Here is a 26,481-nt window from a genome sequence, read left to right as displayed (position 1 = left end):
GGGGAGCGGGCCACGCCCCGCGACGGCGATCGACGGCATGAGAAGGGTCACCGCCGATCGCGGGCCGGATCGGACCTGCGGCCCGGGGGCTATTCAGGCGTGTAGGCCGATCCGGAACCGAGGAACTTCTTCGTCGCCGCGCGGGCTTCCGCCGCCTGCGTGGTTTGACGGGCCCGCTCGACGGCCTCGCTGCGGAACTGCGCGGCCATCATGTGCTGGAGCTGGAGCTGCTGCTTGGCCGTGAGCGCGAGAAGCTGGTTCGTCGCCTGCTGCGCTGCAAGCGAGCCCTCGGCACCCTGGCTGCGCGCGACGATGTCGGCCAGCGCCTCGGTGTCCGACTGGATGTTCTCGACCACCTGGGCCTGCACGGTCATCGTCTGGCGGAACGCGCCCATGCTGGCGTCGAGGCGCCCTCGCGCGTCGCGCACGCGGGCATCGGTGCGCAGGGCAGAGCTGAAGTCCGGGGGGAACAGCGACTGGAACTTGTCGTCGAGCTGGTCGACCCGGAAGTCGATGGCCTGCGCGCGGCCCATCAGCCGGTCGATCTCGGCAAGCTTCTGTTTGAGGGCATCGAGCTGCGGGAAGTCGATGCGCGTCAGGTTCTTGCCCATGTTGACCAGCATCCGCGCTTCGTTCTGAAGTTGCTGAATCTGCTGGTTGACGGTCTGCAGCGTGCGGGCGGCGGTCAGGATGTTCTGCGCATAGTTGCTCGGATCGAATACGATGCCGCTGAACTGGGCATGTGCTGGGCTCGCCGTCATCGTCATCGCGCCGATGCCGAGAGCGCCGCACGCGCCGAGGCCGAGCACGGCGGCGATCATGTGCTTTCGATTGGGACTACGCATTATTACTCTCCTTCGTGAGGGCTTGGGCGCCGGGAGGGGGGAAATCGGCGGCGAGGTCGGCCGCCCAGTCGAGGCCGGCGTCGCGCAGCAAGGCTTCGGCGAACCGATCGCGTCCATGCTCGGCCAGGACCGCATCGATCCGCGCCTGCGCTGCGGGATCCGACGAGCCGCACAAAGCCAGCGCGATCGGGCCCAAGCCCAGTTCGAACAGCCGGTTGCCGCGTGCGGACTGGAGGTAATAGTGGCGCTTGGGCGTGGCCCGCGCGATCAGCTCGATCTGCCGGTCATTGAGGCCGAATCGTGCATAGATGTCATGGCCCTGTGGCTCGATCGCCCGATCGTTAGGCAGCAGGATCCGCTGCGGGCAGCTTTCGATGATGGCCGGCGCGATCGCGGAGCCCGCTATGTCGGCGAGGCTTTGCGTCGCGAACAGCACCGCTACGTTCTTTTTGCGCAGCACCTTCAGCCATTCCCGGATGCGGGCGGCGAAAAGCGGATGATCGAGGAAAATCCAGGCCTCATCGAGGATCAGCAAGGTTGGGCGGCCATCGAACCGCTCTTCCAGCCTGTGAAACAGATAGGTCAGCACAGGCGCGACCGCGCCGGTCTGGCCCATCAGCGCCTCGGTTTCGAAGCATTGCACGTCGGCCAGGCTAAGCTGCTGCTCGGAGGCATCGAGCAGCCGGCCATGCGGGCCTTCGAGCGTATAGGGCTGTAGCGCGATGCGCAGCGCGTTCGACTGGAGCAGCAGTGCGAGCCCGGTCAAGGTTCGCTCCTCGCGCGGCGCGGAAGCAAGGCTGCCGAGCGCGGTCCAGATCGCGTCCTTTATTTCCGGCGTTACGACCAAGCTCTCGTGCATGAGCAGCGCCGCGATCCAATCCGCAGCCCAGCTGCGCTCGCCGGCATCGTCGATGTTCGCCAGCGGCTGGAAGGCCAACGTCTCGCCGTCCGCTTCCGCCGATCCCAGCGCGTGGTGGGCGCCGCCCATCGCCAGCACGGCTGCCCGCGCGCTGTTGCCCTTGTCGAAGATGTAGACCTGCGCGCCTGGGTATCTGCGGAACTGAAGCGCGATGAGGCTCAGCAGCACCGACTTGCCGGCACCCGTTGGCCCGACCACCATCATGTGCCCGACATCCCCGACATGCGTGGAAAGCCGGAACGGCGTCGAGCCGGCGGTCTTTGCAACCAGCAGCGGCGGTCCGTCGAGGTGGCCATTGCGCACCGGCCCGGCCCACACCGACGAAAGCGGCATCAGGTGAGCGAGGTTGAGCGTATGCACCAGCGGCTGCCGGACATTGGCGTAGGTCTGGCCAGGCAGCGAAGAGAGCCAGGCCTCGACCGCATTGACGGTCTCGCGGACGCAGGTGAAGCCAAGCCCGTTGACGATCCTCTCGACGGCGCGGACCTTGTCCTCGACCGACGCCCGGTTCCGGTCCGTGACCGTGATCGTCGTGGTGAGGTAGCCAAACGCGACATGGTCGCCGCCAAGCACCTGGAGCGCCTGGTCGGCATCGGCCACCTTGTTGTCGGCATCGCTGTCGAGCAATTGCGCGGGCGAATTATAGAGGACCTCGCGCAGCAGCGCGGTGATCGACTTGCGCTTGTTGAACCATTGGCGCCGGAGCGAGGTGAGCGTCTTGGTCGCCAGCGTCTTGTCGAGCGCGATGAAGCGCGTGACCCAGCGATAGCCAAAATCCTGGTGGTTGAGCGCATCGAGGATGCCGGGACGGCTGAGGCTCGGGAAGCCGAGGATCGTCAGCGTCCGCACATAAAGGTCGCCAAGGCGCGGTTCAAGCCCGCCGACCAGCGGCGTATCGGCGAGCAACCCATCGAGATACATCGGCGTCTCGGGCGCCGCGACCCGATGGTGCCGGTCGGAGATCGCGCCGTGCAGGAATGTCAGCGTCTCGCCATCGTCGAGCGGGCGCACCTGCGGCATGAAGCCGGAGAGCAGGTCGAGCACGCGGTCGGTCTCGGCAACGAAACTTTCCAGTGCGCCGCGCCAGTCGCGTGCGTTCTCGCCATCGGGCCGCTGCACAAGGCTCCGACCCGCTCGGTCGCTCGCATCTGCCGGCGGCAGCCAGGTCAGGGTCAGGTGATAGCGACTTTCGAAATGCGTGCCTGCCGCCTCGAATGCCGCTTGTCGCTCGCCATCGACGAGCCAACTCGCCGCATCGGGAAAAGCGCTATCGGGATAAGCCTGCGCCTCGCGCCGCTCCGCGTCGAAGAACAGCGCCCAGCCGCTGCCGAGCCGTTTAAGCACGTTGTTCGCTCGCGAGCAGGCGGCGACCAGCTCGGGCTCGGTCGCGGACTCCAAGTCGGGACCGCGAAAGGCCAGCACGCGCAGAAAGCTGCCGTCCTTGTTGAGCACCACGCCGGGCGCCACCAGCGCTGCCCAGGGCAGGTGATCGGCAAGCCGCTCGGCGGACGCGCGATATTCGCCTAAGAACATCATTTCAGGTGCCTCAGCATGCGAAATATCCCTTCTGGCGAATGTGGCGAAGGAGCACCGGCGCGAAGCTCGGGTCGCGGTGGGCGGCCATCACGGCGACGCTTTGGCCGACGGCCCAGAGCAGTATCCCGGCGAGCCATTGCTGGAGGCCGAGCCCGACCGCTGCGGCCAACGTCCCGTTGACGATCGCAAGGCCCCGCGGTGCGCCGCCGAGCAGGAGCGGCGAACCCAGCGAGCCGTGGATCGGCACTTCGTACCCGTCGATATGCTGTGCCCCGAAGGACATGGCGCCGGTCACGAGATCAATGCCCCGCCGCCGAAGCTGAAGAAGGACAGGAAGAAGCTTGACGCGGCAAAGGCGATGGAGAGGCCGAATACGATCTGGATCAGTCGCCGGAAACCGCCCGAACTCTCGCCGAAAGCGAGCGTCAGGCCGGTCACGATAATGATGATCACCGCGACGATCTTGGCAACCGGGCCCTGCACGGATTCCAGCACCTGCTGCAATGGTTCTTCCCAGGGCATACCGGAGCCGGCCGCCTGGACCTGGGTGGCGAGCGTCAGCGCGATACCAACCGCAACACCGATAAGCGACAGGCGGTTGGCGATGCGGCGGGGATTGCGGGCAAGGGTCATGGGTCAGGTCTCCTTCGGGCTGGACTTGGGGGGATTGAGCTTGGGAAGATCGGCGAGCACGTAGGCGCCGGTGTCGGGGTCGAGTCCGGCAACACGCGCGATCGTCGAGACGCGGCGGCCGATGCCGCGCCCGGAGATGAAGACGATCATGTCGATGGCCTCGGCGATCAGCTGGCGCGGCACAGTGACGACCGCCTCCTGCACCAACTGTTCGATGCGGTAGAGCGCAGCGATGGCGCTGTTGGCGTGGACGGTCGCGATCCCGCCGGGGTGGCCGGTGTTCCAGGCCTTGAGCATGTCGAGTGCTTCGGGGCCGCGGACCTCGCCGACCACGATGCGATCGGGACGCAGGCGCATGGTCGATCGCACCAGGTCGGTCATCGACACGTGCGGCGGGCGGGTCCGGAGCGCGACGGTGTCTGGCAGCGGGCATTGCAGCTCGCGCGTGTCCTCGATGACGATCACGCGGCTATCCACCCATGCCATCTCGGCGAGCAGCGCGTTGGCGAGCGTCGTCTTGCCCGAGCTGGTGCCTCCGGCGACGAGGATGTTGTAGCGCTGCGTGACAGCGGCGCGCAGGGCGTCTGCCTGGACCTCCGACATCAGCCCATCGGCGACATAGTCGTCGAGCATGTGCAGCCTTGTGGCAGGCTTGCGGATCGAGAAGCAGGGCGCCGAAGACACGGGAGGCAGCACGCCTTCGAAGCGCTCGCCCGCGCGGCCCTCGATATGCGGCGGGAGCTCGGCCGATATGATCGGGTGCTCGGCATGGACTTCGGCACGGACATGGCTCGCCACCAGCCGGATGATCCGCTCGACCTGTTCGGGTTCGATGCGGACCTCGGTATCGGTACGACCTTCGCCAAGACGATCAAGCCGCAGCGCCCCGTCAGGGTTCACCATGATCTCGGTGACTTGGCTGTCGCGCATCGCGGCGGCAATTTCGCCGCCAAGGGCTGTGATCAGCATGCGACGACGGCGCTCAGCCGAGGTTGTCGGCCCTGCGGGGGCTGGCTGGGCGCTCATTTGCCATCTTCCGACGAGGCAACCAGCGTGCGCCGCCCGGTCGAGACTTGCCGTCCGACCTGGGTCACAAAGGCTTCGAACCTTTTGGCGCCGAGTGCTCGGCCCGCCTGGTCGTTCTCGGCGAGCGGCGTCTGGATCGCGAGTTCGAACCGGATGAAGAGGGCGAGCGTTTCGAGGATCACATAGGCGTCGCGATCGACCCGGCCGATCGCTTGCGTGAGCCGATCAAGGCGGATCGCAAACCGATCTTCCAGCTCCGATACGCCGCGGCGATTGAGCCAGGCGGTGACCGCATCGACCAGGATCGCCGACTTGCTGGCACCGGGCCTGGCGGCGAGCGCTTCCAGCCGATCGGACAACGGCTTGGGCAGGAACAGCTGATGGCGGACCTTCTCCATGGTCAGAATCCCAGCTGCAAATCGTCAGGACGGCCGGAGGCGGCATCGAGGCCATAGACCGTGCGCGCGGCGCCGAGCTGCTGGATCCGGTCCATCGCCCGGCGCTCGGCAGCATGGTCTCCATCGTCCTCGCCAAGGCCCAGGGGGTCAGCGATCTCTGGTTCGATGACGATTGCGGGTTCGATCTCGTGCGCGGGGTGACGGGCCTGCTCGAGGCCGCCGGCGTCAGCTCCTTCATCGGCATCGCTGCCGGTGGACAGGCGCATGTCTGCACCGCGAACCTGACCAGCCCAGTCATCCGGGCGAGCCGCCGGAAGGTCACGATAGCCGGCGCTATCCAATATCGGTGCAGGCGACAGGCGTTCGGTGAACCGGCGATCCTCGTAATAGCGCAGCTTCTTCACGCGGATCGGGGGGTGTCCCGAGATCAGGACCAGCCCGTCCGTCGGCGCAAGCTGCATCACTTCGCCCGGCGTCAGCAGAGCCCGCGCAGTCTCCTGGCGGCTGACCATGACGTGCGCCAGCCAGGGCGCCAGTCGGTGCCCCGCATAGTTACGCATCGCGCGCTGTTCGGTCGCCGTGCCGAGCGCGTCCGAGATCCGCTTGGCGGTCCGCTCGTCGTTGGTCGCAAAGGCGACGCGGACATGGCAATTGTCGAGGATGGCGTTGTGCTCGCCATAGGCCTTTTCGATCTGGTTGAGGCTCTGCGCGATCAGGAAGACGCGCACGCCGTAGCCGGCCAGAAAGGCAAGGCTCGTCTCGAAGAAGTCGAGCCGCCCCAGCGCCGGAAACTCGTCAAGCATCAGCAGGAGGCGGTGACGGCCCTTGGCTGCCTCGCCGTCCTTGCCGACGCCGTGCAATTCCTCGGTCAGCCGGCGGCCGATCTGGTTGAGGATAAGGCGAACCAGCGGCTTGGTGCGACTGATGTCGGACGGCGGCACGACGAGGTAGAGCGAGATTGGATGCGCCGCTTCGACAAGATCGACGATGCGCCAGTCGGATGCTGCCGTCACTGCTGCGACGGTCGGGTCGCGGTAGAGCCCCAGGAACGACATCGCGGTCGACAGCACGCCGGAGCGTTCGTTCTCGCTCTTGTTCAGCAGTTCGCGGGCGGCCGAGGCGACCACGGGGTGGACGAGTGGGACATCGGCCGTTCCGAGATGGTTGGTGGCCATCATTCTTCGCAGGGTCGCTGCGAAGCTGCGTTGCGGGTCAGACAGGAAGGTTGCCACGCGGGCGAGCGTCTTCTCTTCCTCGGCATAGAGGACATGGAGGATCGCGCCAACCAGCAGCGAATGGCTGGTCTTTTCCCAGTGGTTTCGACGTTCGAGCGCGCCCTCGGGATCGACGAGGATGTCGGCAATATTCTGGACGTCGCGGACTTCGTTCACCCCGCGCCGGACTTCGAGCACCGGATTGTAGCGCGCCGAGCGGGCGTCGGTCGGGTTGAACAGAAGGCAGTGCGAAAAGCGCGCGCGCCAGCCGGCGGTTAGTTGCCAGTTCTCGCCCTTGATGTCGTGTACGACCGTCGAGCCTGTCCAGGAAAGCAGCGTTGGAACGACCAGCCCGACGCCCTTGCCCGACCGAGTGGGGGCAAATGCCATGACGTGTTCGGGGCCGTCGTGGCGCAAGTCATCGCGACCAATCCGGCCCAGAACGACGCCGCGCTGGTCAAGGAGACGGGCACCCTTGATGTCCCGGTGCGTCGCCCAGCGGGCTGAGCCATAGGTCGTCAGATTGTTCGACTGGCGCGCGCGCCATACCGAGCCAAAGATCGCGGTGCCGCAGCCGACGAAACCGCCGGCGGCTGCGATGGCTCCAGCCTTGTCGAATACTAGCGGCGCATAGGCGTCGAAGGAAAACCACCAGGGAAAGATCGACCAGGGATGGTAGATCGGCTGGCCCAGCAATACGAACCAGGGGCGGCCGAGTTCGGGCTGGTACGCGAGTTGCGCCGCTGCCCACTGCGTCGCAGTCCATATGCCCGCGAGGATGATTGCGAGCACAACGAGGATCTGTCCTATAAGCAGCTTTGTCGGGGTCATGCGGGCCTCCGCCGAAGTCTGGAAGATGACTGCGGGTTCGGGCACATGGTCTCAGATGCGCGGCTGAGGCGTCAGGGTGCCGCTGATATCGCCAGGTATCTCTTCGCGGTCTTTCGCGACCGCGTCTGGAACACCATCATGGCGGAGGCACGAGTCGGGCATGGGGATCGTCGGCTTCTTGACGAGTCCATGCCGTCATTCACATCCGGCATCGGCCTGTGCGCTTGGCCCTCTGCGGTGCGCAGGTTGGGAGCCGCGCCTTTCAGTGGACTCGGATGGGATTGGCAGCCTTGACCAGTCGGAGGTCGGTCGTGCCCCGGATATGCGTTGTTTATGACGGCATAATCCTTTGAGATTTCTCACGACCGCATGCCCTCCCTAGGCTCGCCCCAGTTTTAGGGAGTGATGCCATGTATATCGCCGTTTTCATGGGGCCCTTCGGGCGCGGGCCTCGCGATGATCGCGCACTGATCCACTATTGTACGGAAGGCGCGATCAAGGCTGCTGCCGATGGCTTCAGCCTCGTGACGTTCGGCGAGCAGCACTTCAACAACTACGAACCCTACTGCAATCCGCTGATGATGGGAGCGCGTTTGGCGCCCTTCCTGGGGGACGCTTATTTCGGCACGTCGATGTGCCCGCTTCCCTATCACAATCCCATCCTGATGGCGGAGAACATCAATCTCCTAGACCAGTTGCTCGATGGAAAGCTGATCGTGGGCTTTTCCGCCGGTCGTGTCGGTTTCTCCCCTGACTTCGAGAATTTCGGGCTCGACCCGAAGGAACAGCGAGCGATCTACGCCGAGAAGTTCCATGCCCTGATGATGCTGTGGCGGCACAAGCTGGAAGACGGCCCGCTCACCTTCGAGGGAAAATGGGTCAAGGGCGGCATGCACGGCCGCGTGATGCCGGTCTCCTACCGGGGGCCGCATCCCCAGTTCATGATTGGCACGAACACCGACGAGACCTGCGAGAAGGTCGGCCGGGAGGGAAATATCCTCTCGCTCGGGCCGTGCACGCTCGAGGAGGCCGCGCACAAATATGCGCTGTTTCGCACGGGTCTGGACGAAGGTGGCTACAGTGAGGCCTACAAGGCGGAACGACTGGCGAAATCGCTGGTCCACCATCAGGTCGTCGTCGCAACGAGCGACGAGCAGGCGTGGGAAGATGCGCAGGTGATGGTCGGCAACAACCCGATGCTGCGCCGGGACCTGGACAAGCGATCGCTGCGCCAGATGTTCGAGGATGGCGAGGCCGGTCGCACCGACATGACCCAGCAGGAAGCTGCGAACAGCAAGTTCGTGCGCTCGTGGTTCATTGTCGGCAATCCGGACCGCGTCACCGAGCAGCTCCTAGCGCATCAACATGCCGGTATCGAGCAGGTTCTTACCCGCTTCACGGTGGGGGTTTACAACCCGCCGCTATGGGACGCCTCCTACAAGCTGTTCGTAGAGCAATGCCTCCCCAGCCTGGAACCGCAGCACTTCACGGCACCGAGCGGGGATGATGTCCATCCCGCTGTTTCGGCCGGACCCGCGCCATTCCAGGCGAATGCGGAATATGCCGCGCAGGATCCTCGTAAGTTCCGGCTGCAGACCGCGGAGAACTGAGATGGCGCGGAAACAGCCGCTCATCGTCGGCATAGGCGGTACGCTGGCGCAGAACAGTTCGACGGCAAGACTGCTCAAGCATGCCTTGGACATATGCGAAGAGGCGGGAGCGCAGACTCGCCTCTTCACCGCCAATGCGCTCGAGCTTCCCTTCTACGCGCCAGGCAGGGAACTGGCGAGTTCGGCGGCCTCCACATTGGTCGCAGCTATGCGCGAGGCCGATGCGATCATCCTGTCCTCGCCCGGCTATCATGGCTCGATATCGGGCCTTATCAAGAACGCGCTCGATTATACCGAAGAGATGGCGGAGGATTCCCGCCCCTATTTCGATGGTTTGCCGGTGGGCCTGATCGCCGCTGGGTCGGGTTGGCAGGGCGCCAACACGACGGTCGCCGCATTGCGCTCGATCGTCCATGCTCTTCGCGGCTGGCCGACGCCCCTGGCGGTCGCGCTCAACTCGCGCCAACCCTTGTTCGATGCCGAAGGCCAGTTGGTGGCGACCCAGGTGGACGAGCAGATTCGCGCCATGGCCGGCCAGATCATGCATTTTCTGGAACGCGCGCGGCCCCCGGTGGCGGCCTGACAAGGAAGCCACGGGCTGCGTTCCGAGCGCGGCCCGGCCTTTCGATTACCAATGTTCAAAAGCCGCAGACGAGAAGGCGGCACGAGGGGAGAAGACATGAAGGGACGTTTCAAATCCGGCATTTCGCCGATGGTGCTGGCTGCAGGACTAGCGGTAGCGCCTGCTGTAGCCTTGGCCCAGCAGACCGCGGCCGGTTCCGCTACAGGGTCGCAGGGCAGTGCATCCGCAGCGACTGATGGCGCAGGTACGCAAACGAGCGAGGGCCTCGCTGACATCGTGGTGACCGCCAGCAAGATCTCGGCGAACGTGCAGAAATTGCCGGTCGCGATCTCGACCATCGATGGCAGCGACCTCGTGAGGCGTGGCGTCAGCCAGGCCCAGGACGTCTCCAAGCTCGTGCCGGGGCTCCAGGTCGAGGCGAATGCCGGAGGCGCGGCATCGATCTACATCCGTGGCATCGGATCACGAGTTCTGACCGCCAACGCCGACCCCGCCGTCGCCTTCAGCGTCGATGGTGTCTATTTCTCCCGCGCATCCGGCCTCAATTCCGGCTTCTTTGACATCGCGCGCGTCGAGGTGGTCAAGGGGCCCCAGGGCACGCTCTATGGGCGCAATGCGACCGGCGGCGCGATGAATATCATCACGAACAAGCCCAAGCTCGGCGTGCGCAGCCTCGAAGGCAGCCTCGAAGTGGGCAACTATGACAGCATTCGCACCGCGCAGGCGGTGAACCTGCCGCTGACGGACAACCTTGCGATCCGGCTAGCGGGACAGGTGGTGCATCGCGATGGCTATCTGAGCGACGGTTATAATGACGAGGTCAGCCAGGCCGGTCGCGTGAGCCTGGCATGGGAGCCAACGTCCACGATCAAGGTCTATCTGTCGGGCGACTATGCCCATCAGGGCGGCAAGGGTAGCGCGTTCACGCCCACCGGGCCGAAAGCCGCCAAGGGGCTCGCAACCCGCTTCGTCGATCCATCCAATCCGTGGCTGGGCCCGAGCGATCTCAAGGTTACGGCCGCCTTGCAGGCGGCGGCACCGGCCAGCGCCATTCCTGTGCCCCTGGCAGGGACCTACTGCGCGGGTCTGCCTTATCCCGTGGGCCAGGCCCAGCCGGTTGCCGGGACGCCGGCCATCCTGACCTGCTCCTATCCATTCGGCGCGTCAGCGGTCGGCAGCGATGGCCGGCTCGACAACAAGTTCGGCGGGGCGAACCTGACCGTGGACGCTGACCTGGGCTTCGGGACGCTCTCCGCGATCGGAGGCTATCGCAAGACCAAGGTCGATTCGGTTGGCTATGCGACGCTGACCCGTCAGTCCCAATATCAGGACGTGGACCAATATACCGGGGAATTGCGGCTTGCCTCGAATGGCGCAGGGCCGCTGCGCTGGATCGTTGGGGGATATTATTCCTACGAAAAGCAGTTCTCGACGCTTTACGTGCCCACCGGCAACCTGGCCTTGTCCAACCCGCTGCCTGCATCCGGGTCACCTTTGCCTGGAACCGTGTGCGCCGGCCCCCTTGACCCCGATGGCCCTGGTCCGCAGCCTGCGGTCTCCGGCCTCTGCCTGGCGCAGGCATCGATCATCCAGAACGCGATCCTGATCTCCCAGCCCGCCCTCGTCGACGAGAATTACGCGGCCTTCGGCCAGGCGACCTATTCCCTGCTGGATAGCCTGCGCCTGACGGCAGGAATCCGCTACACGCATGAGCGCAAGCAATCGGATGGCGGCATCATCCAGTCCTACTACACCGCGCCGGCAGGGCTCGTGACCAGCTTCCCAAGCGAAGGGCGGGTCAGCTTCAACAATACGAGCTACCGCCTCGGCGTCGAATACGACATCGCGCCACGCGCGATGTTCTACGCGCAGTTCGCGACCGGCTTCCACGCAGGTGGCTTCAACCTTGGCGTCGAGGAAGGCCCTAACTTCTATCCCTACAAGCCTGAAACGGTGAAAAGCTATACCGTGGGCCTGAAGACGCGGCTGTTCGCTAACCGCCTGCAGTTCAACATCGAGGGCTTCTGGGTGGATTATGACGACTACCAGACCCAGCGCCTCGGGCGGATCAACGACGGTTCGGTCGCCTGCAGCCAGTTGGCGATCCTGCCTTCCTGTCCGCTGACGGTCCGGACCGAGAACGCCGCTGCTGCGCGCAGCCGCGGCATCGAGGCGGACATTCTGCTCCAGGTCGGCGCCAACGGCACTCTCAGCGCGAACATCCTCTACAACGACGCCTATTTCCGTAAATTCCTGCTTGCCGACACCTTCACCGGGGCGATCACCGACTATGGCGGCGTATCTCTGCCGGCTGCCTCCAAATGGACGGTCTCGGCCGGTTACCAGCATCGCTTCCCGCTTGCGAACGGCGGGACCGTGGTGGCCGAAGCGCGCACGCAGTTCAAGAACGACACCTGGATGTGGTATATCCACGATGCCGGCAACTTCCAGAAGGCCTATACCCGCACCGACCTGACGCTGGGCTATGAAGCGCCTGACAACCGCTGGAACATCAGCGCCTTCGTGCGCAATCTCGAAGACAAGGCCACCCTCCAGCAGGGCACGCCGCCCGACGCGCAGACCGGCCTCACGCTCAACACGCTCAACGCGCCGCGTACCTATGGCGTCAACCTTGCCTACCGGTTCTAGAAGGGCTGCCTGACAGATGAACGCTTCAAGCCCCGCCGATCTTGCCACGCCTCCAGGCAACCGCCTGGAGGTCGAACCGACCCGAACAGGCATCTATGCCTGGTACGTCCTCATGCTTCTCGTTCTCGTCCACAGCTTCAATGCGGTGGACCGGGCCATCATCAGTATCCTGGTCGAGCCGATCAGGCTCGAATTCGGCTTCTCGGACGGCCAGATCGGCCTGCTCGCGGGGCTCGGCTTTGCCATCTTCTATGCCCTGTTCGGCGTTCCGGTCGCGCGCCTCGCGGACCGGACCAACCGTCGCAACATCCTGGCCGTGGGCGTCGCGCTCTGGTCAGGCATGACCGCCCTGACGGGCTATGCGACCGGCTTTGCCACCATGCTCGCCGCCCGCATCGGCGTCGGCGTCGGAGAGGCGACCTGCTATCCGACCGCTTATCCGCTGATCGGCGACTATTTCTCTCCGGCGAGGCGCCCCAAGGCTTTCGCGCTGTTCCAGGCGGGCGCGTTCATCGGCATCGTGCTCGGCGCGGTGATCGCGGGCAAGGTCGCCGAGGCGCACGGCTGGCGCGCCGCTTTCCACATCATTGGCCTGCCTGGCCTCGTCCTGGCTGTGATCGTCTGGCTGACGGTGCGCGAGCCTGTTCGCGGTGCCTCTGAAGTCGCGCCGCCGCTTCCATCCACCACGACCGGCCTGCTCGGCGCATTCCGTGAACTTTTTGCCCAGCGCGACTTCGTGATGGTCGTCTTCACCGCGACGGCGCTCTCCTCCACGCAGGCGATCGCCGCAAGCTGGGGCTCGGCCCTGCTCATGCGCCTTTACCATGTGAGCCAAGGGGACGTCGGATTGATTGCTGGTCCGGTGGTAGGCCTTGGCGGCGTGGCCGGTACGGTGCTGGGCGGTCTCGCCGCCAGCTACCTGACGCGCCGGCAAGGCACTTTACGCGCTGGTCTCCTCGTGCCGATCTGTACCGTCCTGTTCGCACCGATCGCGCTTGTGCTGTTCTGCTTTGGCCCGACCTTGCCATTCGTGCTCGTGGGGGGCGGCCTTGGAGCATTTCTTGTCGCTGCCCATACGGGGCCGGTCATCGCCGTGGCCATCGGCCTCGTCGGGCCCCAGAACCGGGGCGTTGCGTCATCCTTCCTTGTCCTGGGCCAGACCCTCATCGGCTTCGGCTTCGGACCGACGCTGGTCGGGCTGCTCAGCGATGCCCTGGCGCCCAGGCTGGGCCTCGACGCGCTTCGCTACGCCATGCTCGCGGCCCCAGCCTTCGTGGTCCTTGGCTGGATCGGCCTGGTGCTCGCCTATCGCCGCATCGGCGACCGTCCTGCCGAAGCGCGCGCCTAGCAACAGCGTCCCGGATTTCACCATAGTTCAGGCTGCTAGCCCCGGCTCCGGAACGGATGCCGGGGCCATTTGCATGGAAACCCGCTTCATCAATTCGACCAGCCAAAGGATGATCGGCTCCCGATCCCGGTAGGACTGCCATTGCGCGACGAAGGTCAGGCGAGGCGTTTCGACCGGGCAGGGCACGACGCGCAGTGGCATCGTGCTGGCGCACATGTCCGCGAAGCGACGCAGCGTGGTGATGACGAGGTCTCCTCCCACCACGAGGCGGGGGAGCGTCGAATAGGCGCCCGTCTTGACGGCGATGTCCCGCCGGCCGTGCAGGTGGTGCAAGGCCGCTCCCACGGGATGCCGCATCGCATTGGGCGTATGCTCGATGGCGGCGTGCCGCAGGCTGAAATACTCCGCTTCCGTCATCGTCTCGCCGACCTTGCTGTTGCCCTCCCATATGAGACAGCACAGTTCGTCGCTGAACAGCTCCATGGAAGGATAGTCGGGCAAGGAGAACGCCTCCGAGACGATGGCGACGTCCAGCGGTTCACGAAACAGGAGGTCGACCGGCTCGTAGGAAATGGCTTCGACACCAGGGAGAGATGCGGTGCCTCGCGCTGGACGGCCCCGAACACTTCGTTCAGGAAGACATATTCGACGATGTCGGGTGCCGTCACCGTCAACGTCCGCCCATCGGTGAGCGGATCGAAGTCCAGTGAGAGGCCGAGGGCGTCGCGTGCGGATTGCAGCGTGGCGCGGATCCGTGGCCGCAGCGCGATCGCAAGTTCCGTGTAGCGGGTCTCGGTCGCAGAGTAGACGACCAGCTCATCCTCGAAATAGGCGCGCAGCTTCTTGAGGGACACGCTCATCGCTGGCTGCGTGACGTGCAGGTTGTTGGCCGCCTCGGTCAACGTCCGTGCATGGAGGATCGCATCGAGCGCGAAGAACAAATTGAAGTTGAACCGTTTCATGTCAGGCCTTGCGTCCGTCGTCCCGCGGAGCGCCGGCACCCGTTCATCGTGTCCTCGACCCGCGTTTCCCGTGCGGTCCCCGCGGCCGCACCCTTGCGGCTATCCTAGCCCTTCACCATCGAAAGTGGGATAAATAAACGACATGAGCGGATAGTCCTTAGTGATTGGCCAGCCCGTTGCCGCAACCATAAGCCCGTCCGGAACAAGAATGGAGGGGTTCAGTGCGCATCGACGTCCACGCTCATTACTATCCGGAGCGCTACACCGACCGGCTGGTCGATCTCGGCCTCAACCAGGCCCGCGGGGCCGGCCAGTCCCCGGACCTGTCTTCCCGTCTCAAGGCGATGGATGACACCTGTACCGAGGTGCAGATCCTCTCGTCCGCCGCGCTCGACACGCAGGTTCGCAACGTCGAAGGGGCGGTGGAGGCCGCCCGGCTCGTCAACGACCTCTATGCCGAGACAAGCCAGCAGCATGGCGGCCGCTTTCGTGCCTTCGGCTGGGTACCGCTGCCCTATGTCGACGAGGCCATCAGCGAGATGCAGCGCTGCCTCGACCAGCTCGGTTTCGCCGGCATCTGCTTCCCGACGCTCTTCCACGAGCGGCCGCTCGACGACAAGGCGTTCGACCCCTTCTGGGCGGAGATGAACCGCCGCAAGGCCAAGGCCTACGTGCATCCGGTGGGCAGCCACAGCATGTGCCATCATGGCATGGGTGACTTCGGCCTCCACACCGCGATCGGCTCGATGGCGCAGGTGCAAATGGCCGCCCAGCGCATCGTCTATTCGGGTCTCAGCGCCCGCTATCCCGACATCGAGTTCATCTTTGCGGTCTGCGGGGGTTATCTGCCCTATACCTGGGAGCGCATCCGCCGAAACCTCGACCGTGCCCTGACGCTGAGCGCCAAGGATGCGGTGGGCGGTGGCTTCTTCTCCTGGATCAAGGATACGCCGATCACCATCGACGATCCGATGAAGCCGTTCCGACGCTTCTGGTACGATACCAGCGTCCAGGACATTCCCGAGGCCATGAAATGCGTGAAGAGCAGCTACGGCGTGGATCGCCTGCTCCTGGGCTCGGACGAGATCTTCGCCAGCCTCGTCGAGGTGGTCAGTTACATCGAGACCAACCCTTATCTCACCGCCGAGGAGAAGCGGATGATCCTCGACGAAAATGCCCAGAAGCTCTTCCGGTTCTGAGGGCGACGCAGGATGACACGCATCGACGACAAGGGCCTCGACCTTCTGTTCCGCACGGCCCGGAGCCATAATGGATGGAGCGACCGGGACGTCGGGGACGAACTGATCCGCGAGGTCTATGATCTCGCGCGGCTGGGCCCGACATCCGCCAACACCAGTCCCGCACGCTTCATCTGGGTCCGCGGCAACGAGGCGCGGCTGCGCCTCGCCGCCTGCGCGATGGGCCCCAATGCCGCCAAGATCCTGAGCGCGCCGGTGACCGTCATCGTCGCGCGCGACCTCGGTTTCGTGCGCAACATGCCGGTCCTCTTCCCCCACGCCCCGCATATGCACGACATGATGGCAGACCCCCGGTTCGGGGTACCGACCGCCGTGCGCAATACCACGCTGCAAGGCGCTTACCTGCTGCTGGCGGCGCGGGCGCTCGGCCTCGATTGCGGGCCGATGTCGGGGTTCGATCCGGTCAAGGTCAAGGACGCCTTCTTTGCCGACGAGGATCTCGAGGCTGATTTCATCTGCTCGATGGGATTCGGGAACGGCGAAGGGATGTTCGAGCGGCTTCCACGCCTGGCGTTCGACGAGGCGAACCGGATCGCCTGACCGAGGCCGGATAGGACGAAGCAATGAACAGGCCTCGGCCTTGGGCGCGGGGCCGCACGAGAGGCACGACTATGAACGATAATGACACCGGGAGATCGCTCCCGCTCCTCGTGATCGGCGGCGGCATTGCGGGCATGTCCTTCGCGATCCGCGCGCGCGAGGCGGGGCATGCGGTGCACCTCGTCGAGGCCGATCCGGACTGGCGCGTGGCCGGTGCCGGGATCAGCATCACCGGCCCGACCTACCGGGCCCTCAAGCGCCTTGGCCTGCTTCAGGCGGTGATGGCGGAAGGCTTCTATATTGGCACGGGCAGCTATATCTGCGCGCCCGATGGCAGGGTCGTCGCGGAACTGCCGATGGAGCGGCTCGAACCCGACTTGCCCACGGCGGGCGGGATCCTGCGGCCGCGCCTTCACCGCATTCTTTCCGAGCGCGTGCGGCAGCTGGGCGTCGAGGTCCGGCTTGGGATCACCGTTTCGAGCCTTGAGGAAGGCGGAGAAGGGCTTCTCGCCCGCTTCTCGGACGGCTCGAACGGCCATTATCAATTCGCCGTCGGCGCGGACGGCGCCTTCTCTACGACCAGGGACCTGCTCTTCCCCGACGCGCCGGAGCCTCGCTATACCGGGCAATATTGCTGGCGGATGCTGGCCGACCGACCATCCGAGATCGACCGGCCATTCTTCTTCATGGCCCCCGACATCACGGCGGGGCTCATGCCATGCTCGAACGACCAGATGTACCTGTGGGTGCTCGAGAACGCGCCCGCGCGGCGTCGGATCGACGACGCCACCGCCGCCGAAGGACTGCGGGCGCTGTTGGCCCCGTTCGGCGGGGCACTCGGGCGCCTGCGCGATACGATCGATGGCACGACCGAAGTCATCAGCCGGCCACTCGATGCCCTCTTGCTGCCGCGTCCGTGGCACAAGGGGCGTACCGTCCTGATCGGTGATGCGGTGCATGCAACGACGCCGCACCTGGCATCCGGCGCCGGCATCGCGATCGAGGACGCGCTGGCGCTCGGCGAGGCGCTGGCTCTCGGCGGCGATCCCGCAGCAATCTTCACCCGCTTTGCCGACCGGCGCTGGGAACGCTGCCGCCTGGTGGTGGAAAGCTCGGTCGAGATCGGCGCCATGCAGCAGGCCGGCGGCTCCCCCGACAAGCTCAACCACCTCATGCACGCCGCCCAGCAGGCGCTCAACCAAAAAATCTGATCGGAGACCACCCATGGCAATCCTTGGCATTGAAAGCGTTATCTACGGGGTCGACGACCTCGAGGCCTGCACGCGCTTCTGGGACGACTTCGGCCTCGAGCCGGTTTCGCGCGACGCACGCGAGAGCATCTTCGAGGTCGCCAGCGGTTCGCGCGTCATCGTGCGACGGCGCGACGATACCGGGCTCGCCGACTGGTTCGACTGGCCCGGCGTGAAGCTCGTCACCTGGGGTGTCGACACGCCCGAAGCACTGGAGGCGTTGGTGCGCGATCTTTCGCGGGACCGCGACGTACGCCGCGACGAGGATGGCACCGCCTACGCCTTCGGCGACGACGGGATGCCTTTTGCACTGAGGCTATGGGCCAAGCGCCCAGTGGTCTCGCAGCCCGATGCCGTCAACGCGCCCGGCTGCATCCAGCGGCTCAACCAGCATCGCAAGTGGCGCAGCCGGGCGCGTCCCAAGACGCTCAATCACGTCGTCTTCTTCTCACACGACTATGTGAAATCCTTTGAATTCTACCGCGATCGCCTCGGCTTCCGGCTCACCGATCACAGCGAAGGCCTCGGCGTCTTCGCCCGCGCCAATGGAACCTACGAGCATCACTCGATCTTCTGGGTGAACACCGCCCTGCCGGTCGCACCCGACGCGCAGGGCTTCATGCATCTCGCCTTCGGCCTCGAGGATATCGACGAGGTCATGCTGGGCGCGAACATCATGGCGGAACGCGGCTGGACGAACACCTCGCCCAACAGCTCGGGCGGACTGTCCCGGCACCGCATCACTTCCGCTATCTACTACTATCTCGACAATCCCAACGGCGGCGAAGCGGAATATCACTGCGACACCGATTATCTCGACGACAATTGGGTTCCTCGCGCGTGGGACTGGAAGTTCGGATCCTTGCTCTGGGCTCACAATACGCCGTCCTTCTTCCGGACGGACAACGATAATTGGGACATGCGCTTCGATCCCGAGGGCACGTCGCTCGAGCCGTTCCGCAAGGACGCCAGGCCGGCGCTTCCCTCCGGCCTGGACGCGATCACCGCGCAGGACGAGCACGCCCTCTAAAGGAAATCGACGATGTTCAGCTATTTCCCGGACAATTATGTCTGGAACCTCTCCGTCGACATCGCCATCGAAAGCGGTGCCCAGATCGGCGAGATCGAAGAGATGTGCGCGCCCCTGCGGGACGCGGCGAAGCGCGGGGCCGATGCGGGCACGGCCGCCTTCATGGCCAGCTGGGTGGCGATGGCCGACAGGCTCGACGCCCTGGCCCATGAGGATGCGGCGCTGGGCCGCAATTTCTCGGCCGGGACCAAGCTGCACCGCGCGGCCCTCTACTACCAGACGGCCGAGCGCATGCAGGCGCACGGCGCCCCATCGCGGATGGCGGTCTTCGAGAAGGGCCAGGATGCGTTCCGCCGCGCCATCCTGCTTGGGCGCGACAATCTCGAGCGGGTGGAAATACCCTATGAGGGCGGGATCATCCCCGGCTACTTCATGGGCGCGACCCATGGCGAGGGCGAGCGTCCGACGCTGGTGTTCGTGAACGGCCTCGACAGCTCGAAGGAAATGCTGGTCTGGACCCGTCTCGGTGCAGAGCTCGCGCGGCGCGGCGTCTCGACGCTCCATATCGACCAGCCCGGTACCGGCGAAGCCCTGCGCACCCATGGCCTTGTCGCCGTGCCGGATAGCGAGCGCTGGGCCTCGAAGGTGTTCGACTACCTGGAAACCCGGCGCGACGTGGACGAAGACCGCATCGGCATCATGGGCCTGTCGCTCGGCGGCTATTATGCGCCGCGCGCGGCAGCCTTCGAACCCCGCTTCGCACTCTGCGCGGTCTGGGGGGCCAATCATGACTGGGGCGCGGTGCAGCATGCCCGCCTCAAGCGCGAGGGCGAGAACCCAGTGCCCCATTATTGGGAGCATGTCCGCTGGGTCTGGGGCGCGGCGGACATGGATAGCTTCATGGAGATCGCCAACAAGGTGACGCTGGACGGGGTCCTCGACCGCATCAAGGTGCCCTTCCTCGTCACGCATGGCGAGAACGACCGCCAGATCCCTCTCGCCTATGCCCAGCGAACCTATGACCAACTGGTCAATTCACCCAAGCGCGAGTTCAAGATCTTCGACAAGCGGACCGGCGGCGTCGAGCATGTGAGCCTCGACAACATGTCCTATGGCCGCGACTTCATTGCCGACTGGGTCGCCGAAACCTTTGGGGAGCGGACCGCATGAGCACCGAGCCAGGCACGCCGATCCGCCGGATCGTCACCGGTCACGACGGCCAGGACAAGGCGATCATCGCTTCTGACGGGCCTCCCACCCGGGTTTTCGACCAATTGGGAGAGGAAGGGCTCGTCTTCTACGAGATCTGGAACACGCAGGGCACGCCGGCCCGGATCGACCGGAACGATGAAGAGCCGGCGGAAGATCGCCTCGTCCTTGCACCGCCGCCGCACGGCACGCGGATTCGCATCCTCGATATCCCGCCCGACAAGCCCGAGGCCGACTTCGACGCGGTCTTCGAGAATATCGGTGGCAAGGATGCCCATGTCGGGGAGGCTTCCAAGCGTCACGCCAGCTTCCACCGTACGCGCTCGATCGACTATGGCATCGTCCTGTCGGGCGAGATCACCTTGCTGCTCGACATCGGCGAAACCGTGGTGCGCGCCGGCGACATCGTCGTGCAGCGCGGCACCAACCATGGCTGGGTCAACCGCAGTGACCGGCCCTGCCGGATCGCCTTCATCCTTGTCGACGGCGTCTTCGAGGACGGGCTTGCATGACGATCCTCGTCACCGGCGCCACCGGGTTCGTCGGACAGGCGCTGGTTGCCCGCCTGCGCGCGCGCTCCTGCCGCGAGCCAGTGCGCCTGCTCGACCGGGTCGAGCCGCCGCGCATCGATGACGAGCGCTTCACCGCGCTCGCCGGCGACCTCCTCGACCCGCCGGTCGTTACCGCGGCCCTCGCGGGCGTCGACACCGTCATTCATCTTGCCTCGGTTCCCGGCGCCGCGGCCGAGGCGGACCCTTTGCTGGCGCGCCGTGTCAATATCGACGCTACCCTGGGCCTTCTTGAGCAGATCGATGCGGGCAAGCGCCCCGTCCGGTTCGTCTATGCCAGTTCGATCGCGGTATTCGGCAGCCTGCCGGGCCATGTCGATGATGCGACGGCGGCACTCCCGGCGATGGTCTATGGTGCGCAGAAGCGAATGATGGAACTGGCGCTGGCCGACTTCCATCGGCGCGGGCGCGTCCGGGGCATCGCCTTGCGGCTGCCAGGCGTCGTCGCCCGCCCATCTGGCGCCTCGGGCCTCAAATCGGCCTTCATGAGCGAGATCTTTCACGCTGCGGCCAACGGCGATGCCTGTGTGCTGCCCGTCAGCCGCGCGGCGACAGCCTGGATGATGTCGGGCAACTGCGCCGCCGGCAATCTCCTTTATGCAGCGACGCTCGGCGACGTCTCCGGCCAGGCCTTGACCCTCCCTGCGGTGCGGGTTCGCATGGGCGATCTTGCCGACCTCCTCTTCGGCGAGCGATCGCCCGACGTCCGTTTCGAGCCCGATGCGGCGCTGGAGACCGCGTTCGGATCCTATCCTCCGCTGTCGACCCCGGCGGCCGAGGCCCTCGGCTTCCGTCATGACGGCGATCTTGCCGCGCTGGCCGACACCGTCCTTGCCGATGTCTTGGACCACGGGTGAGCGACGTCCTTCGCCGCTGGTTCGGTCTTGAAGGCCGCACCGTCCTGCTGACCGGCGGGACCGGCGGGATTGGGACGGCCATGAGCCGTGCCTTTGCCGGCGCGGGCGCAAGGCTGGTCTTCTCCGGTGACGACGAGGCGACCGGCAGCCTGCTCGCACGCGCCCTCGGCGATGCGGGGCATGAGGTGCTTTTCCATCCATGCGATGTCGCGGACCGCGGGACGCTCGATGGGCTGCTGGAAGCCACCTGCCGCCGGTTCGGCCCGCCGGCCATCCTCGTCTGCAACGCGGGTATCGCTGGTCCGCATGGGACGATGGGTTCGGCCAGGGAAGCCGAATGGGCAAGCCTGCTGCGCATCAACCTCGACCATCCGCTTCACCTTGCCAATCGCGTTGCCCCGCTCATGGCCCAGGAGCGCGGCGGCAGCATCGTGCTGACCGCCTCGCTTGCCGGGCTGCGCGGCAACAAGGCTGTCGGGCTCTATGGCATCGCCAAGGCCGGCCTCATCCAGCTCGCCCGCAACCTCGCGGTGGAATGGGGGCCCGCGGGTGTCCGGGCCAACGCCCTCGCGCCCGGCCTTGTCGAGACGGGCTGGGCAGGCGCCATCCTGGCCGATGCACAGGCCCGCGAGCGCCGTCTGTCGCTGACCCCGTTGCGGCGGGTCGGCACGCCCGAGGAGATCGCCGCCGCCGCGCTCTTCCTCGCGGGCCCCGGCGCCGGCTTCATCACCGGGCACTGCCTCGTGGCAGACGGCGGCACGCTCATCTCGGATGGAAATTGAGGACGGAACGAAGACCATGAAGCTTGCCACTCTCGACGATGGAACCCGCGACGGATGCCTCGTCCTTGTTTCCCGCGACCTCGGCGCGATCCTTGCCTGCGACGACGTGGCTGGGACATTGCAGGAAGCGCTCGAGGATTGGGATCGGGTGAGCCGGCTGCTGGCGGCCATGGCCGAGAGGCTCGACCATGGCGGTGCGGCGGGTGCCCGTCCGTTCGATGCCGGCGCGATGAAGGCGCCTTTGCCCCGCGCCTGGCAATGGCTCGACGGCTCCGCTTTCTCCACCCATGGCCAGCTCATGCAACTGGCCTACGACCTGCCGCCGGTGCCGAGCGACATTCCCTTGATGTACCAAGGGCTTTCGCACCGCTTTGCCGCAGGCCACGAGGACATGGTCTTCCCGAGCGCAGCCGACGGCATCGATTTCGAGGCAGAGCTGGCCGTCATCGTCGACGACGTCCCCCAGGGCGTGTCGCCCGAGGAGGCGCTTGGCCACATCCGTCTCGTCATGCTGGTGAACGACTGGAGCCTGCGTGTCCTTGGTGCCGCCGAGATGCGCACCGGCTTCGGCTGGGTGCAGGCAAAGCCTGCCTGCAGCGCGGCGCCCGTCGCCGTCACGCCGGATGAACTTGGCGACCGCTGGAAGGACGGCCGGGTCCACCTGCCCGTGATGGTGCATTACCAGGGCGGCCGGTTCGGGGAGGCCGACGCCGGCTGCATGGACTTTGGGTTCCACGAGCTGATCGCCCATGCCGCCCGGACGCGCGCGCTGTGCGCGGGGACGATCATCGGCTCCGGCACGATTTCCAATCCCGCCTACAATGTCGTGGGCTCAAGCTGCATCGCCGAACGGCGGGCGATCGAGAAGATCGAGCGCGGCGCGCCGCACACACCGTTCATGCAGAGCGGGGAAGCCGTGCGCATCGAGGTGCGCCAGCGGCGGGGATCGCTTTTCGGCGCGATCGACCAGCGCGTCGTCGTCGCAGGACGGGATTGAGCAAGTGCCGTGCCTTTTCCGGGCGCGGACGGGGAATATCGAGCGGACAGGGGGGAAGCATGGATAGTCTATCGGGATAGCGACGCCCGGATGGTGAGGTGCGATGGAGCCACATGGGCATCTTGCGCAGGGCATCATCACGGCCCTGCGCGCGGTGAAGGAAATCCATGAACTGAAGGGCCTGATGGAAGCGGTCGCCAATGAGATCGGCTGCCGCTTCTGGGCGCTCGTCCACCATGACGATCTCGCGGTGCCCCGCGACGGCCTCGTCAATCTCAAGCATTATCCCGCCGCCGTCGTTCGCCGGCTGGTCCGCGACCGGCACATGCGGCGCGATCCTGTGATCCGGGGCTGCCTCTTTGCCGACAGTGCCTTCGTCTGGTCGGATTTGCCCTCCATCATCGCGCTCGATCGATCCGATGAGGCCGCGCTCGCCTTCGGCGCTCGCTGGGGCCTCAACGAAGGCATATCCGTGCCGAGCTGCCTGCTCGGCGATTGCATCGGCTCGTGCACCTTCGCTGGCATGCGCCGGCCCGAGACCGCGCCGTCCCTCCTGGGGCTCGTGCAGATGATCGGCATTTTCGCCTTCCAGGCCGCACGGCGGCTCCATGGCGCCCCTGGTGCGCCGCGCGCCAGGCCGCGCCTGCATCCACGTCCGCGCGATTGCGTGGCGCTGGCCGGGCGCGGCTATTCCAACAAGGAGATTGCCCGGGCGCTCGGCCTCGCACCGCGGACCGTCGATGGCTATCTCACCGAGGCCCGCCGCCTCTTCGATGCCCACGACCGGACCGAGCTGGTCGTGAGCGCAATCCTTGCCGGCGAGGTCGGACTGCACGAGCTTCGGCGCGGTCAACCCGGGTAATTGCTCGGTCTATCTGGGCGCGCGCCGCACTGCTTCCTTGGCAATGCAATCCAGCCAAGCGGAGCCATCGCATGATCCACCTCATCGCCAATCATCCCGCCCATCCAAGGCGCGATCTCGTCCAGTCCATGTTCGCCGATCGCAAGCAGCTCTTCGTCGACTTTTTCGGCTGGGACGTGCCGGTCATCGACGGCCGCTTCGAAATCGACCAGTTCGATACGCCCGAGGCGCTCTACATCATCATTGCCGAGGAGACCGGCGCCCATGCGGCGTCGCTGCGGCTCCTGCCGACCGAACGCCCCCACATGCTGGGCACGATCTTTTCTGACCTGTGCCCGCTCGGCGTCATTGCCGACGCACGGACCTGGGAAAGCACCAGGCTGTGCTTGCCCCGCCGCCACGGCGCTGCCCGGCGCCGGGACTTGCGCAACCAGCTTATCTCGGCCATGGTCGACGTGGCGCTGGAGCGCGGGATCGATCGCTATACCGGCGTCCTTCCCGAAAGCTTCCGCAAGGACGTTCTGGCGATGGGCTGGAAAGCGGAGCCGCTCGGCCCCGTCGTTCGCATGCCCGGCGGCCCGGTCGGCGCCTTCCTCGTCCACATCGAGCCCGAGACGCCCAGGCGGCTGTGCTGGACCCAGACTTATGTCCAGGCCGGCAAGGCAGCTGCGGCATGAACGCCGATCGTCTCGCCGCGACGCTCGACCGCGATGGCTGGTGCGTCCTGGAGAAAGCCCTGTCGGCTACGGTGCTCGACGATCTCGAGCAGGACCTGTCACCCAGTTTCGGCGCGACGCCGCTTTGCCAGGGACCATTTTATGGCGAGCGGACACGTCGCTTTGGCGGGCTTCTTGGCCGCTCTATCCATGCCCAGAAGCTGGTCATGCATCCCACGATCCTTAAGGTCGTCGAGGCGCTGCTGCACCCCTGGTGCGAGCGCATCGCCCTCAATCTCACCCAGGCGATCGAGATCATGCCCGGCGCCTTGCCGCAGCTTCCCCATCGCGACCAGGACATGTGGCATGGGCCAAAGGGCAGTGTCGAATATCTCGTCAACGTCATGTGGCCGCTCACCACTTTCACCCGGGAAAATGGCGGCACGCGGCTGTGGACCGGGAGCCAGTTCGACCAGGACATCCCGGTGCTGCCCGATGAGGACACGATCGTCCCGCATCTCTCTCGCGGGGACGCCCTGGTCTTCCTGGGCTCGACGCTCCACGGTGGGGGCGGCAATGCTTCCGCTGCGCCCCGTCGCGGCATCGTGGTCAGCTATTGCCTTGGCTGGCTGAAGCCGTTCGAGCTGCAATGGCTGGTCTACCCGCCTGCGGTCGCCAGGAACTTCCCGCCCGAGGTTGCAGCGCTCGTGGGCTACGCCCAGCATCGCCCGAACCTCGGCAACGTCGAGGGCCAATGTCCATCCATTCTGCTTGGCGAGGATGTTCCCCGCTATCTGCCGGCGATCGATGCCCTGCGGCCCGACCAGGCCGAGGCAGCCGATCTGTTCGTCCGGTCGCAGATGGGCGAGATGGGCTGAAAGCGATGGTTGCTCGCGCGCTTCTCGGCCGGCTTGATGCGCTGGCCCGCTGCGGGCGTGCGGGCCTTGCCTGGGAGGTGTTGCGACGCAATCCGGCCTACCGCTCGGCGGTCCGAGACCTTGCCGGGGCCATGTGCCCCGGCAAGGCCGCCTCCCAAGACTTTACCGCTATCTGGGGGCTTCACTTTCGCTGAAGATCCGGCGTTGGATTGCGCCCGCGTCCTGCCGATCTGGGCGGCGGGGTTGGATCCGTGCGTCCTGCGCGCGCAGGCGGTGCGGCCCGGCTCGCCGTCGCCGACTTTGTGGCTCGAAATAGCGGGCCGGCATTGCCAATGCGTCGTGGGTGCGGATACGACGCACCTTGCCTTCGCCTGCGCCGGGGAAATCGCCCGGATCGATCTTGAGGGTACTGCCGCGCCTGCGGCACGCTTGCTGCTGCAATTCGAGGTCCTGGCGGACGGTCGGCTGATCCATCAGCTTGCGGCCGTTCACCGGCTATTTAGCGGAGGCGGAGTCAGGCCAGATCCTCGCCGGCTTATGCGCCAGCATCTTTCCCTGCTCGCTCTCGACGCGCATACGGACGGCGCCAGCCTTCGGGAAACCGCCAATCTTGTGCTGGGGCCTGGCGACTGGCCCGGTGACGGCGATCATCGCAAGTCTCAGGTGCGCCGGCTGATCGAGGCGGGCGGTCGTTTGCTGGCGGGCGGGGTTGCCGGGATCTTTTCGTAAGATTCATAAAACTGCAGAGCGCGTCAACGTCGCGTGCGAAAAGGCTCTCATGATTGCCGATAATCAGTCCGGCGTTAGCCCTCTCTGCCGGGATCGCTGATAAGCGCGCATGGATCGACGTGGAGAGCGTCGGCGATTTTACCAATAACGGTGACGCTGGCCGATACTCGAGCCCGCTCGATTGATCCGATGTAACGTGAGCTGAGGCCGGTCAGGCCCGCTACATCTTCTTGAGTGAGGTCACGCTTATGGCGAAGCAGACGCAGGTTGGTCGCCAAGGCATGCTTCAAGTCCATACTCCAGCGATCC

The 26,481-nt window shown here is 65.7% G+C and carries 29 protein-coding genes; 18 read left to right on the top strand and 11 right to left on the bottom strand.

Annotation, left to right across the window (positions count from 1 at the left end; translation table 11 throughout):
- Window positions 1–89 precede the first annotated feature (89 nt).
- The 7 genes from trbJ to BMY84_RS00355 are packed head-to-tail and all read right to left on the bottom strand — an operon-like array spanning window position 90 to window position 7,402.
- On the bottom strand, window positions 90–845 hold the full coding sequence (gene trbJ / locus BMY84_RS00385; protein WP_093079282.1) for a P-type conjugative transfer protein TrbJ: 756 nt from the start codon (window positions 843–845) through the stop codon (window positions 90–92).
- Window positions 838–3,300, bottom strand: coding sequence for a conjugal transfer protein TrbE (gene trbE / locus BMY84_RS00380; RefSeq protein WP_093079279.1), 2,463 nt, complete (start codon window positions 3,298–3,300; stop codon window positions 838–840). Before trbE ends, trbJ begins: the two co-directional genes overlap by 8 nt.
- A 10-nt stretch (window positions 3,301–3,310) precedes the next feature.
- Window positions 3,311–3,583: a VirB3 family type IV secretion system protein gene (locus tag BMY84_RS00375; RefSeq protein WP_093081543.1), complete on the bottom strand. Its 273-nt coding sequence runs from the start codon at window positions 3,581–3,583 to the stop codon at window positions 3,311–3,313.
- 8 nt (window positions 3,584–3,591) lie between these two features.
- Window positions 3,592–3,933, bottom strand: a complete 342-nt coding sequence (locus BMY84_RS00370; protein ID WP_093079276.1) for a TrbC/VirB2 family protein — start codon at window positions 3,931–3,933, stop codon at window positions 3,592–3,594.
- Window positions 3,934–3,936: 3 nt separating this feature from the next.
- Window positions 3,937–4,902, bottom strand: coding sequence for a P-type conjugative transfer ATPase TrbB (gene trbB, locus BMY84_RS00365; protein ID WP_093079273.1), 966 nt, complete (start codon window positions 4,900–4,902; stop codon window positions 3,937–3,939).
- 53 nt (window positions 4,903–4,955) lie between these two features.
- A complete protein-coding gene (locus BMY84_RS00360; RefSeq protein ID WP_093079270.1) occupies window positions 4,956–5,357 on the bottom strand; it encodes a CopG family transcriptional regulator in 402 nt (133 codons plus the stop codon).
- A 2-nt stretch (window positions 5,358–5,359) separates the two neighbouring features.
- Complete coding sequence (locus BMY84_RS00355) at window positions 5,360–7,402, bottom strand: conjugal transfer protein TraG (protein WP_093081540.1); 2,043 nt, start codon at window positions 7,400–7,402, stop codon at window positions 5,360–5,362.
- 410 nt (window positions 7,403–7,812) lie between these two features.
- Between BMY84_RS00355 and BMY84_RS00345 the strand changes: the two genes are divergently transcribed.
- The 4 genes from BMY84_RS00345 to BMY84_RS00330 all read left to right on the top strand — a co-directional run bounded on the left by BMY84_RS00345 (window position 7,813) and on the right by BMY84_RS00330 (window position 13,592).
- Window positions 7,813–9,012, top strand: coding sequence for an LLM class flavin-dependent oxidoreductase (locus BMY84_RS00345; RefSeq protein ID WP_093079264.1), 1,200 nt, complete (start codon window positions 7,813–7,815; stop codon window positions 9,010–9,012).
- Window position 9,013: 1 nt separating this feature from the next.
- On the top strand, window positions 9,014–9,595 hold the full coding sequence (locus tag BMY84_RS00340; protein ID WP_093079261.1) for an NADPH-dependent FMN reductase: 582 nt from the start codon (window positions 9,014–9,016) through the stop codon (window positions 9,593–9,595).
- A gap of 96 nt (window positions 9,596–9,691) precedes the next feature.
- On the top strand, window positions 9,692–12,244 hold the full coding sequence (locus BMY84_RS00335) for a TonB-dependent receptor (RefSeq protein ID WP_177203852.1): 2,553 nt from the start codon (window positions 9,692–9,694) through the stop codon (window positions 12,242–12,244).
- Window positions 12,245–12,260: 16 nt separating this feature from the next.
- Complete coding sequence (locus BMY84_RS00330) at window positions 12,261–13,592, top strand: spinster family MFS transporter (protein ID WP_093079256.1); 1,332 nt, start codon at window positions 12,261–12,263, stop codon at window positions 13,590–13,592.
- 27 nt (window positions 13,593–13,619) lie between these two features.
- Here BMY84_RS00330 and BMY84_RS29580 read toward each other — a convergent pair whose 3' ends face one another.
- Together BMY84_RS29580 and BMY84_RS00320 are read right to left on the bottom strand one after the other, a co-directional pair.
- Window positions 13,620–14,114: a hypothetical protein gene (locus BMY84_RS29580; RefSeq protein ID WP_256215089.1), complete on the bottom strand. Its 495-nt coding sequence runs from the start codon at window positions 14,112–14,114 to the stop codon at window positions 13,620–13,622.
- The gene (locus tag BMY84_RS00320) at window positions 14,006–14,554 is read right to left on the bottom strand and encodes a LysR family transcriptional regulator (RefSeq protein ID WP_093079251.1); all 549 of its coding nucleotides are present in this window, start codon (window positions 14,552–14,554) and stop codon (window positions 14,006–14,008) included. Before BMY84_RS00320 ends, BMY84_RS29580 begins: the two co-directional genes overlap by 109 nt.
- 221 nt (window positions 14,555–14,775) lie before the next feature.
- On the opposite strand from BMY84_RS00320, the gene BMY84_RS00315 reads away from it, so the two are divergent.
- The 13 genes from BMY84_RS00315 (at window position 14,776) to BMY84_RS30790 (ending at window position 25,637) form a co-directional block, all read left to right on the top strand.
- Complete coding sequence (locus BMY84_RS00315) at window positions 14,776–15,753, top strand: amidohydrolase family protein (RefSeq protein ID WP_093079249.1); 978 nt, start codon at window positions 14,776–14,778, stop codon at window positions 15,751–15,753.
- A 12-nt stretch (window positions 15,754–15,765) separates the two neighbouring features.
- Window positions 15,766–16,353, top strand: a complete 588-nt coding sequence (locus BMY84_RS00310) for a malonic semialdehyde reductase (RefSeq protein WP_093079246.1) — start codon at window positions 15,766–15,768, stop codon at window positions 16,351–16,353.
- A gap of 71 nt (window positions 16,354–16,424) precedes the next feature.
- Window positions 16,425–17,564: an FAD-dependent monooxygenase gene (locus tag BMY84_RS00305; RefSeq protein WP_177203850.1), complete on the top strand. Its 1,140-nt coding sequence runs from the start codon at window positions 16,425–16,427 to the stop codon at window positions 17,562–17,564.
- Between the two features lie 13 nt (window positions 17,565–17,577).
- Entirely contained in the window at window positions 17,578–18,633 is a 1,056-nt protein-coding gene (locus BMY84_RS00300) for a VOC family protein (RefSeq protein ID WP_093079241.1), read from the top strand.
- Window positions 18,634–18,645: 12 nt separating this feature from the next.
- On the top strand, window positions 18,646–19,803 hold the full coding sequence (locus BMY84_RS00295; RefSeq protein WP_093079239.1) for an alpha/beta hydrolase family protein: 1,158 nt from the start codon (window positions 18,646–18,648) through the stop codon (window positions 19,801–19,803).
- On the top strand, window positions 19,800–20,354 hold the full coding sequence (locus BMY84_RS00290) for a cupin domain-containing protein (protein ID WP_093079236.1): 555 nt from the start codon (window positions 19,800–19,802) through the stop codon (window positions 20,352–20,354). Before BMY84_RS00295 ends, BMY84_RS00290 begins: the two co-directional genes overlap by 4 nt.
- Entirely contained in the window at window positions 20,351–21,268 is a 918-nt protein-coding gene (locus tag BMY84_RS00285) for an NAD-dependent epimerase/dehydratase family protein (protein WP_093079234.1), read from the top strand. Before BMY84_RS00290 ends, BMY84_RS00285 begins: the two co-directional genes overlap by 4 nt.
- Window positions 21,265–22,050, top strand: a complete 786-nt coding sequence (locus BMY84_RS00280) for an SDR family NAD(P)-dependent oxidoreductase (protein ID WP_093079231.1) — start codon at window positions 21,265–21,267, stop codon at window positions 22,048–22,050. The genes BMY84_RS00285 and BMY84_RS00280 overlap by 4 nt, the downstream gene beginning before the upstream one ends.
- Before the next feature lie 16 nt (window positions 22,051–22,066).
- Window positions 22,067–23,047: a fumarylacetoacetate hydrolase family protein gene (locus BMY84_RS00275; RefSeq protein ID WP_093079229.1), complete on the top strand. Its 981-nt coding sequence runs from the start codon at window positions 22,067–22,069 to the stop codon at window positions 23,045–23,047.
- Window positions 23,048–23,150: 103 nt separating this feature from the next.
- Window positions 23,151–23,909 carry a LuxR family transcriptional regulator gene (locus tag BMY84_RS00270; protein ID WP_093079226.1) on the top strand — a complete coding sequence of 253 codons (759 nt, stop codon included), beginning with the start codon at window positions 23,151–23,153 and terminating at the stop codon, window positions 23,907–23,909.
- Between the two features lie 71 nt (window positions 23,910–23,980).
- On the top strand, window positions 23,981–24,586 hold the full coding sequence (locus tag BMY84_RS00265) for an acyl-homoserine-lactone synthase (protein ID WP_093079224.1): 606 nt from the start codon (window positions 23,981–23,983) through the stop codon (window positions 24,584–24,586).
- Window positions 24,583–25,443: a phytanoyl-CoA dioxygenase family protein gene (locus BMY84_RS00260; RefSeq protein WP_093079221.1), complete on the top strand. Its 861-nt coding sequence runs from the start codon at window positions 24,583–24,585 to the stop codon at window positions 25,441–25,443. Before BMY84_RS00265 ends, BMY84_RS00260 begins: the two co-directional genes overlap by 4 nt.
- A gap of 5 nt (window positions 25,444–25,448) precedes the next feature.
- The gene (locus BMY84_RS30790) at window positions 25,449–25,637 is read left to right on the top strand and encodes a transcriptional regulator domain-containing protein (RefSeq protein WP_371262387.1); all 189 of its coding nucleotides are present in this window, start codon (window positions 25,449–25,451) and stop codon (window positions 25,635–25,637) included.
- Here BMY84_RS30790 and BMY84_RS30330 read toward each other — a convergent pair.
- Window positions 25,612–25,917, bottom strand: a complete 306-nt coding sequence (locus tag BMY84_RS30330; protein ID WP_256215103.1) for a hypothetical protein — start codon at window positions 25,915–25,917, stop codon at window positions 25,612–25,614. The genes BMY84_RS30790 and BMY84_RS30330 overlap by 26 nt on opposite strands.
- Between BMY84_RS30330 and BMY84_RS30325 the strand changes: the two genes are divergently transcribed.
- Window positions 25,873–26,172, top strand: a complete 300-nt coding sequence (locus BMY84_RS30325) for a DNA -binding domain-containing protein (protein ID WP_256215088.1) — start codon at window positions 25,873–25,875, stop codon at window positions 26,170–26,172. The two genes, BMY84_RS30330 and BMY84_RS30325, sit on opposite strands and share 45 nt — an antisense overlap.
- Before the next feature lie 74 nt (window positions 26,173–26,246).
- Here the strand turns inward: BMY84_RS30325 and BMY84_RS00250 are convergent, their stop codons facing one another.
- Window positions 26,247–26,468 carry a helix-turn-helix domain-containing protein gene (locus BMY84_RS00250; RefSeq protein WP_093079219.1) on the bottom strand — a complete coding sequence of 74 codons (222 nt, stop codon included), beginning with the start codon at window positions 26,466–26,468 and terminating at the stop codon, window positions 26,247–26,249.
- Between the last annotated feature and the right edge of the window lie 13 nt (window positions 26,469–26,481).

Source organism: Sphingobium sp. AP50 (assembly GCF_900109095.1).
In the GTDB taxonomy this organism is placed as follows: domain Bacteria; phylum Pseudomonadota; class Alphaproteobacteria; order Sphingomonadales; family Sphingomonadaceae; genus Sphingobium.
This window is presented reverse-complemented; position numbering and strand designations above follow the sequence as displayed.

Excerpts from the sequence above, each read along its gene's own strand:
- trbJ (WP_093079282.1), bottom strand. The coding sequence starts at position 845 with ATGCGTAGTCCCAATCGAAAGCACATGATCGCCGCCGTGCTCGGCCTC.
- trbE (WP_093079279.1), bottom strand. The coding sequence starts at position 3,300 with ATGATGTTCTTAGGCGAATATCGCGCGTCCGCCGAGCGGCTTGCCGAT.
- BMY84_RS00375 (WP_093081543.1), bottom strand. The coding sequence starts at position 3,583 with ATGTCCTTCGGGGCACAGCATATCGACGGGTACGAAGTGCCGATCCAC.
- BMY84_RS00370 (WP_093079276.1), bottom strand. The coding sequence starts at position 3,933 with ATGACCCTTGCCCGCAATCCCCGCCGCATCGCCAACCGCCTGTCGCTT.
- trbB (WP_093079273.1), bottom strand. The coding sequence starts at position 4,902 with ATGCTGATCACAGCCCTTGGCGGCGAAATTGCCGCCGCGATGCGCGAC.
- BMY84_RS00360 (WP_093079270.1), bottom strand. The coding sequence starts at position 5,357 with ATGGAGAAGGTCCGCCATCAGCTGTTCCTGCCCAAGCCGTTGTCCGAT.
- BMY84_RS00355 (WP_093081540.1), bottom strand. The coding sequence starts at position 7,402 with ATGACCCCGACAAAGCTGCTTATAGGACAGATCCTCGTTGTGCTCGCA.
- BMY84_RS00345 (WP_093079264.1), top strand. The coding sequence starts at position 7,813 with ATGTATATCGCCGTTTTCATGGGGCCCTTCGGGCGCGGGCCTCGCGAT.
- BMY84_RS00340 (WP_093079261.1), top strand. The coding sequence starts at position 9,014 with ATGGCGCGGAAACAGCCGCTCATCGTCGGCATAGGCGGTACGCTGGCG.
- BMY84_RS00335 (WP_177203852.1), top strand. The coding sequence starts at position 9,692 with ATGAAGGGACGTTTCAAATCCGGCATTTCGCCGATGGTGCTGGCTGCA.
- BMY84_RS00330 (WP_093079256.1), top strand. The coding sequence starts at position 12,261 with ATGAACGCTTCAAGCCCCGCCGATCTTGCCACGCCTCCAGGCAACCGC.
- BMY84_RS00320 (WP_093079251.1), bottom strand. The coding sequence starts at position 14,554 with ATGAAACGGTTCAACTTCAATTTGTTCTTCGCGCTCGATGCGATCCTC.
- BMY84_RS00310 (WP_093079246.1), top strand. The coding sequence starts at position 15,766 with ATGACACGCATCGACGACAAGGGCCTCGACCTTCTGTTCCGCACGGCC.
- BMY84_RS00305 (WP_177203850.1), top strand. The coding sequence starts at position 16,425 with ATGAACGATAATGACACCGGGAGATCGCTCCCGCTCCTCGTGATCGGC.
- BMY84_RS00300 (WP_093079241.1), top strand. The coding sequence starts at position 17,578 with ATGGCAATCCTTGGCATTGAAAGCGTTATCTACGGGGTCGACGACCTC.
- BMY84_RS00295 (WP_093079239.1), top strand. The coding sequence starts at position 18,646 with ATGTTCAGCTATTTCCCGGACAATTATGTCTGGAACCTCTCCGTCGAC.
- BMY84_RS00290 (WP_093079236.1), top strand. The coding sequence starts at position 19,800 with ATGAGCACCGAGCCAGGCACGCCGATCCGCCGGATCGTCACCGGTCAC.
- BMY84_RS00285 (WP_093079234.1), top strand. The coding sequence starts at position 20,351 with ATGACGATCCTCGTCACCGGCGCCACCGGGTTCGTCGGACAGGCGCTG.
- BMY84_RS00275 (WP_093079229.1), top strand. The coding sequence starts at position 22,067 with ATGAAGCTTGCCACTCTCGACGATGGAACCCGCGACGGATGCCTCGTC.
- BMY84_RS00270 (WP_093079226.1), top strand. The coding sequence starts at position 23,151 with ATGGAGCCACATGGGCATCTTGCGCAGGGCATCATCACGGCCCTGCGC.
- BMY84_RS00265 (WP_093079224.1), top strand. The coding sequence starts at position 23,981 with ATGATCCACCTCATCGCCAATCATCCCGCCCATCCAAGGCGCGATCTC.
- BMY84_RS00260 (WP_093079221.1), top strand. The coding sequence starts at position 24,583 with ATGAACGCCGATCGTCTCGCCGCGACGCTCGACCGCGATGGCTGGTGC.
- BMY84_RS30790 (WP_371262387.1), top strand. The coding sequence starts at position 25,449 with ATGGTTGCTCGCGCGCTTCTCGGCCGGCTTGATGCGCTGGCCCGCTGC.
- BMY84_RS30330 (WP_256215103.1), bottom strand. The coding sequence starts at position 25,917 with ATGGATCAGCCGACCGTCCGCCAGGACCTCGAATTGCAGCAGCAAGCG.
- BMY84_RS00250 (WP_093079219.1), bottom strand. The coding sequence starts at position 26,468 with ATGGACTTGAAGCATGCCTTGGCGACCAACCTGCGTCTGCTTCGCCAT.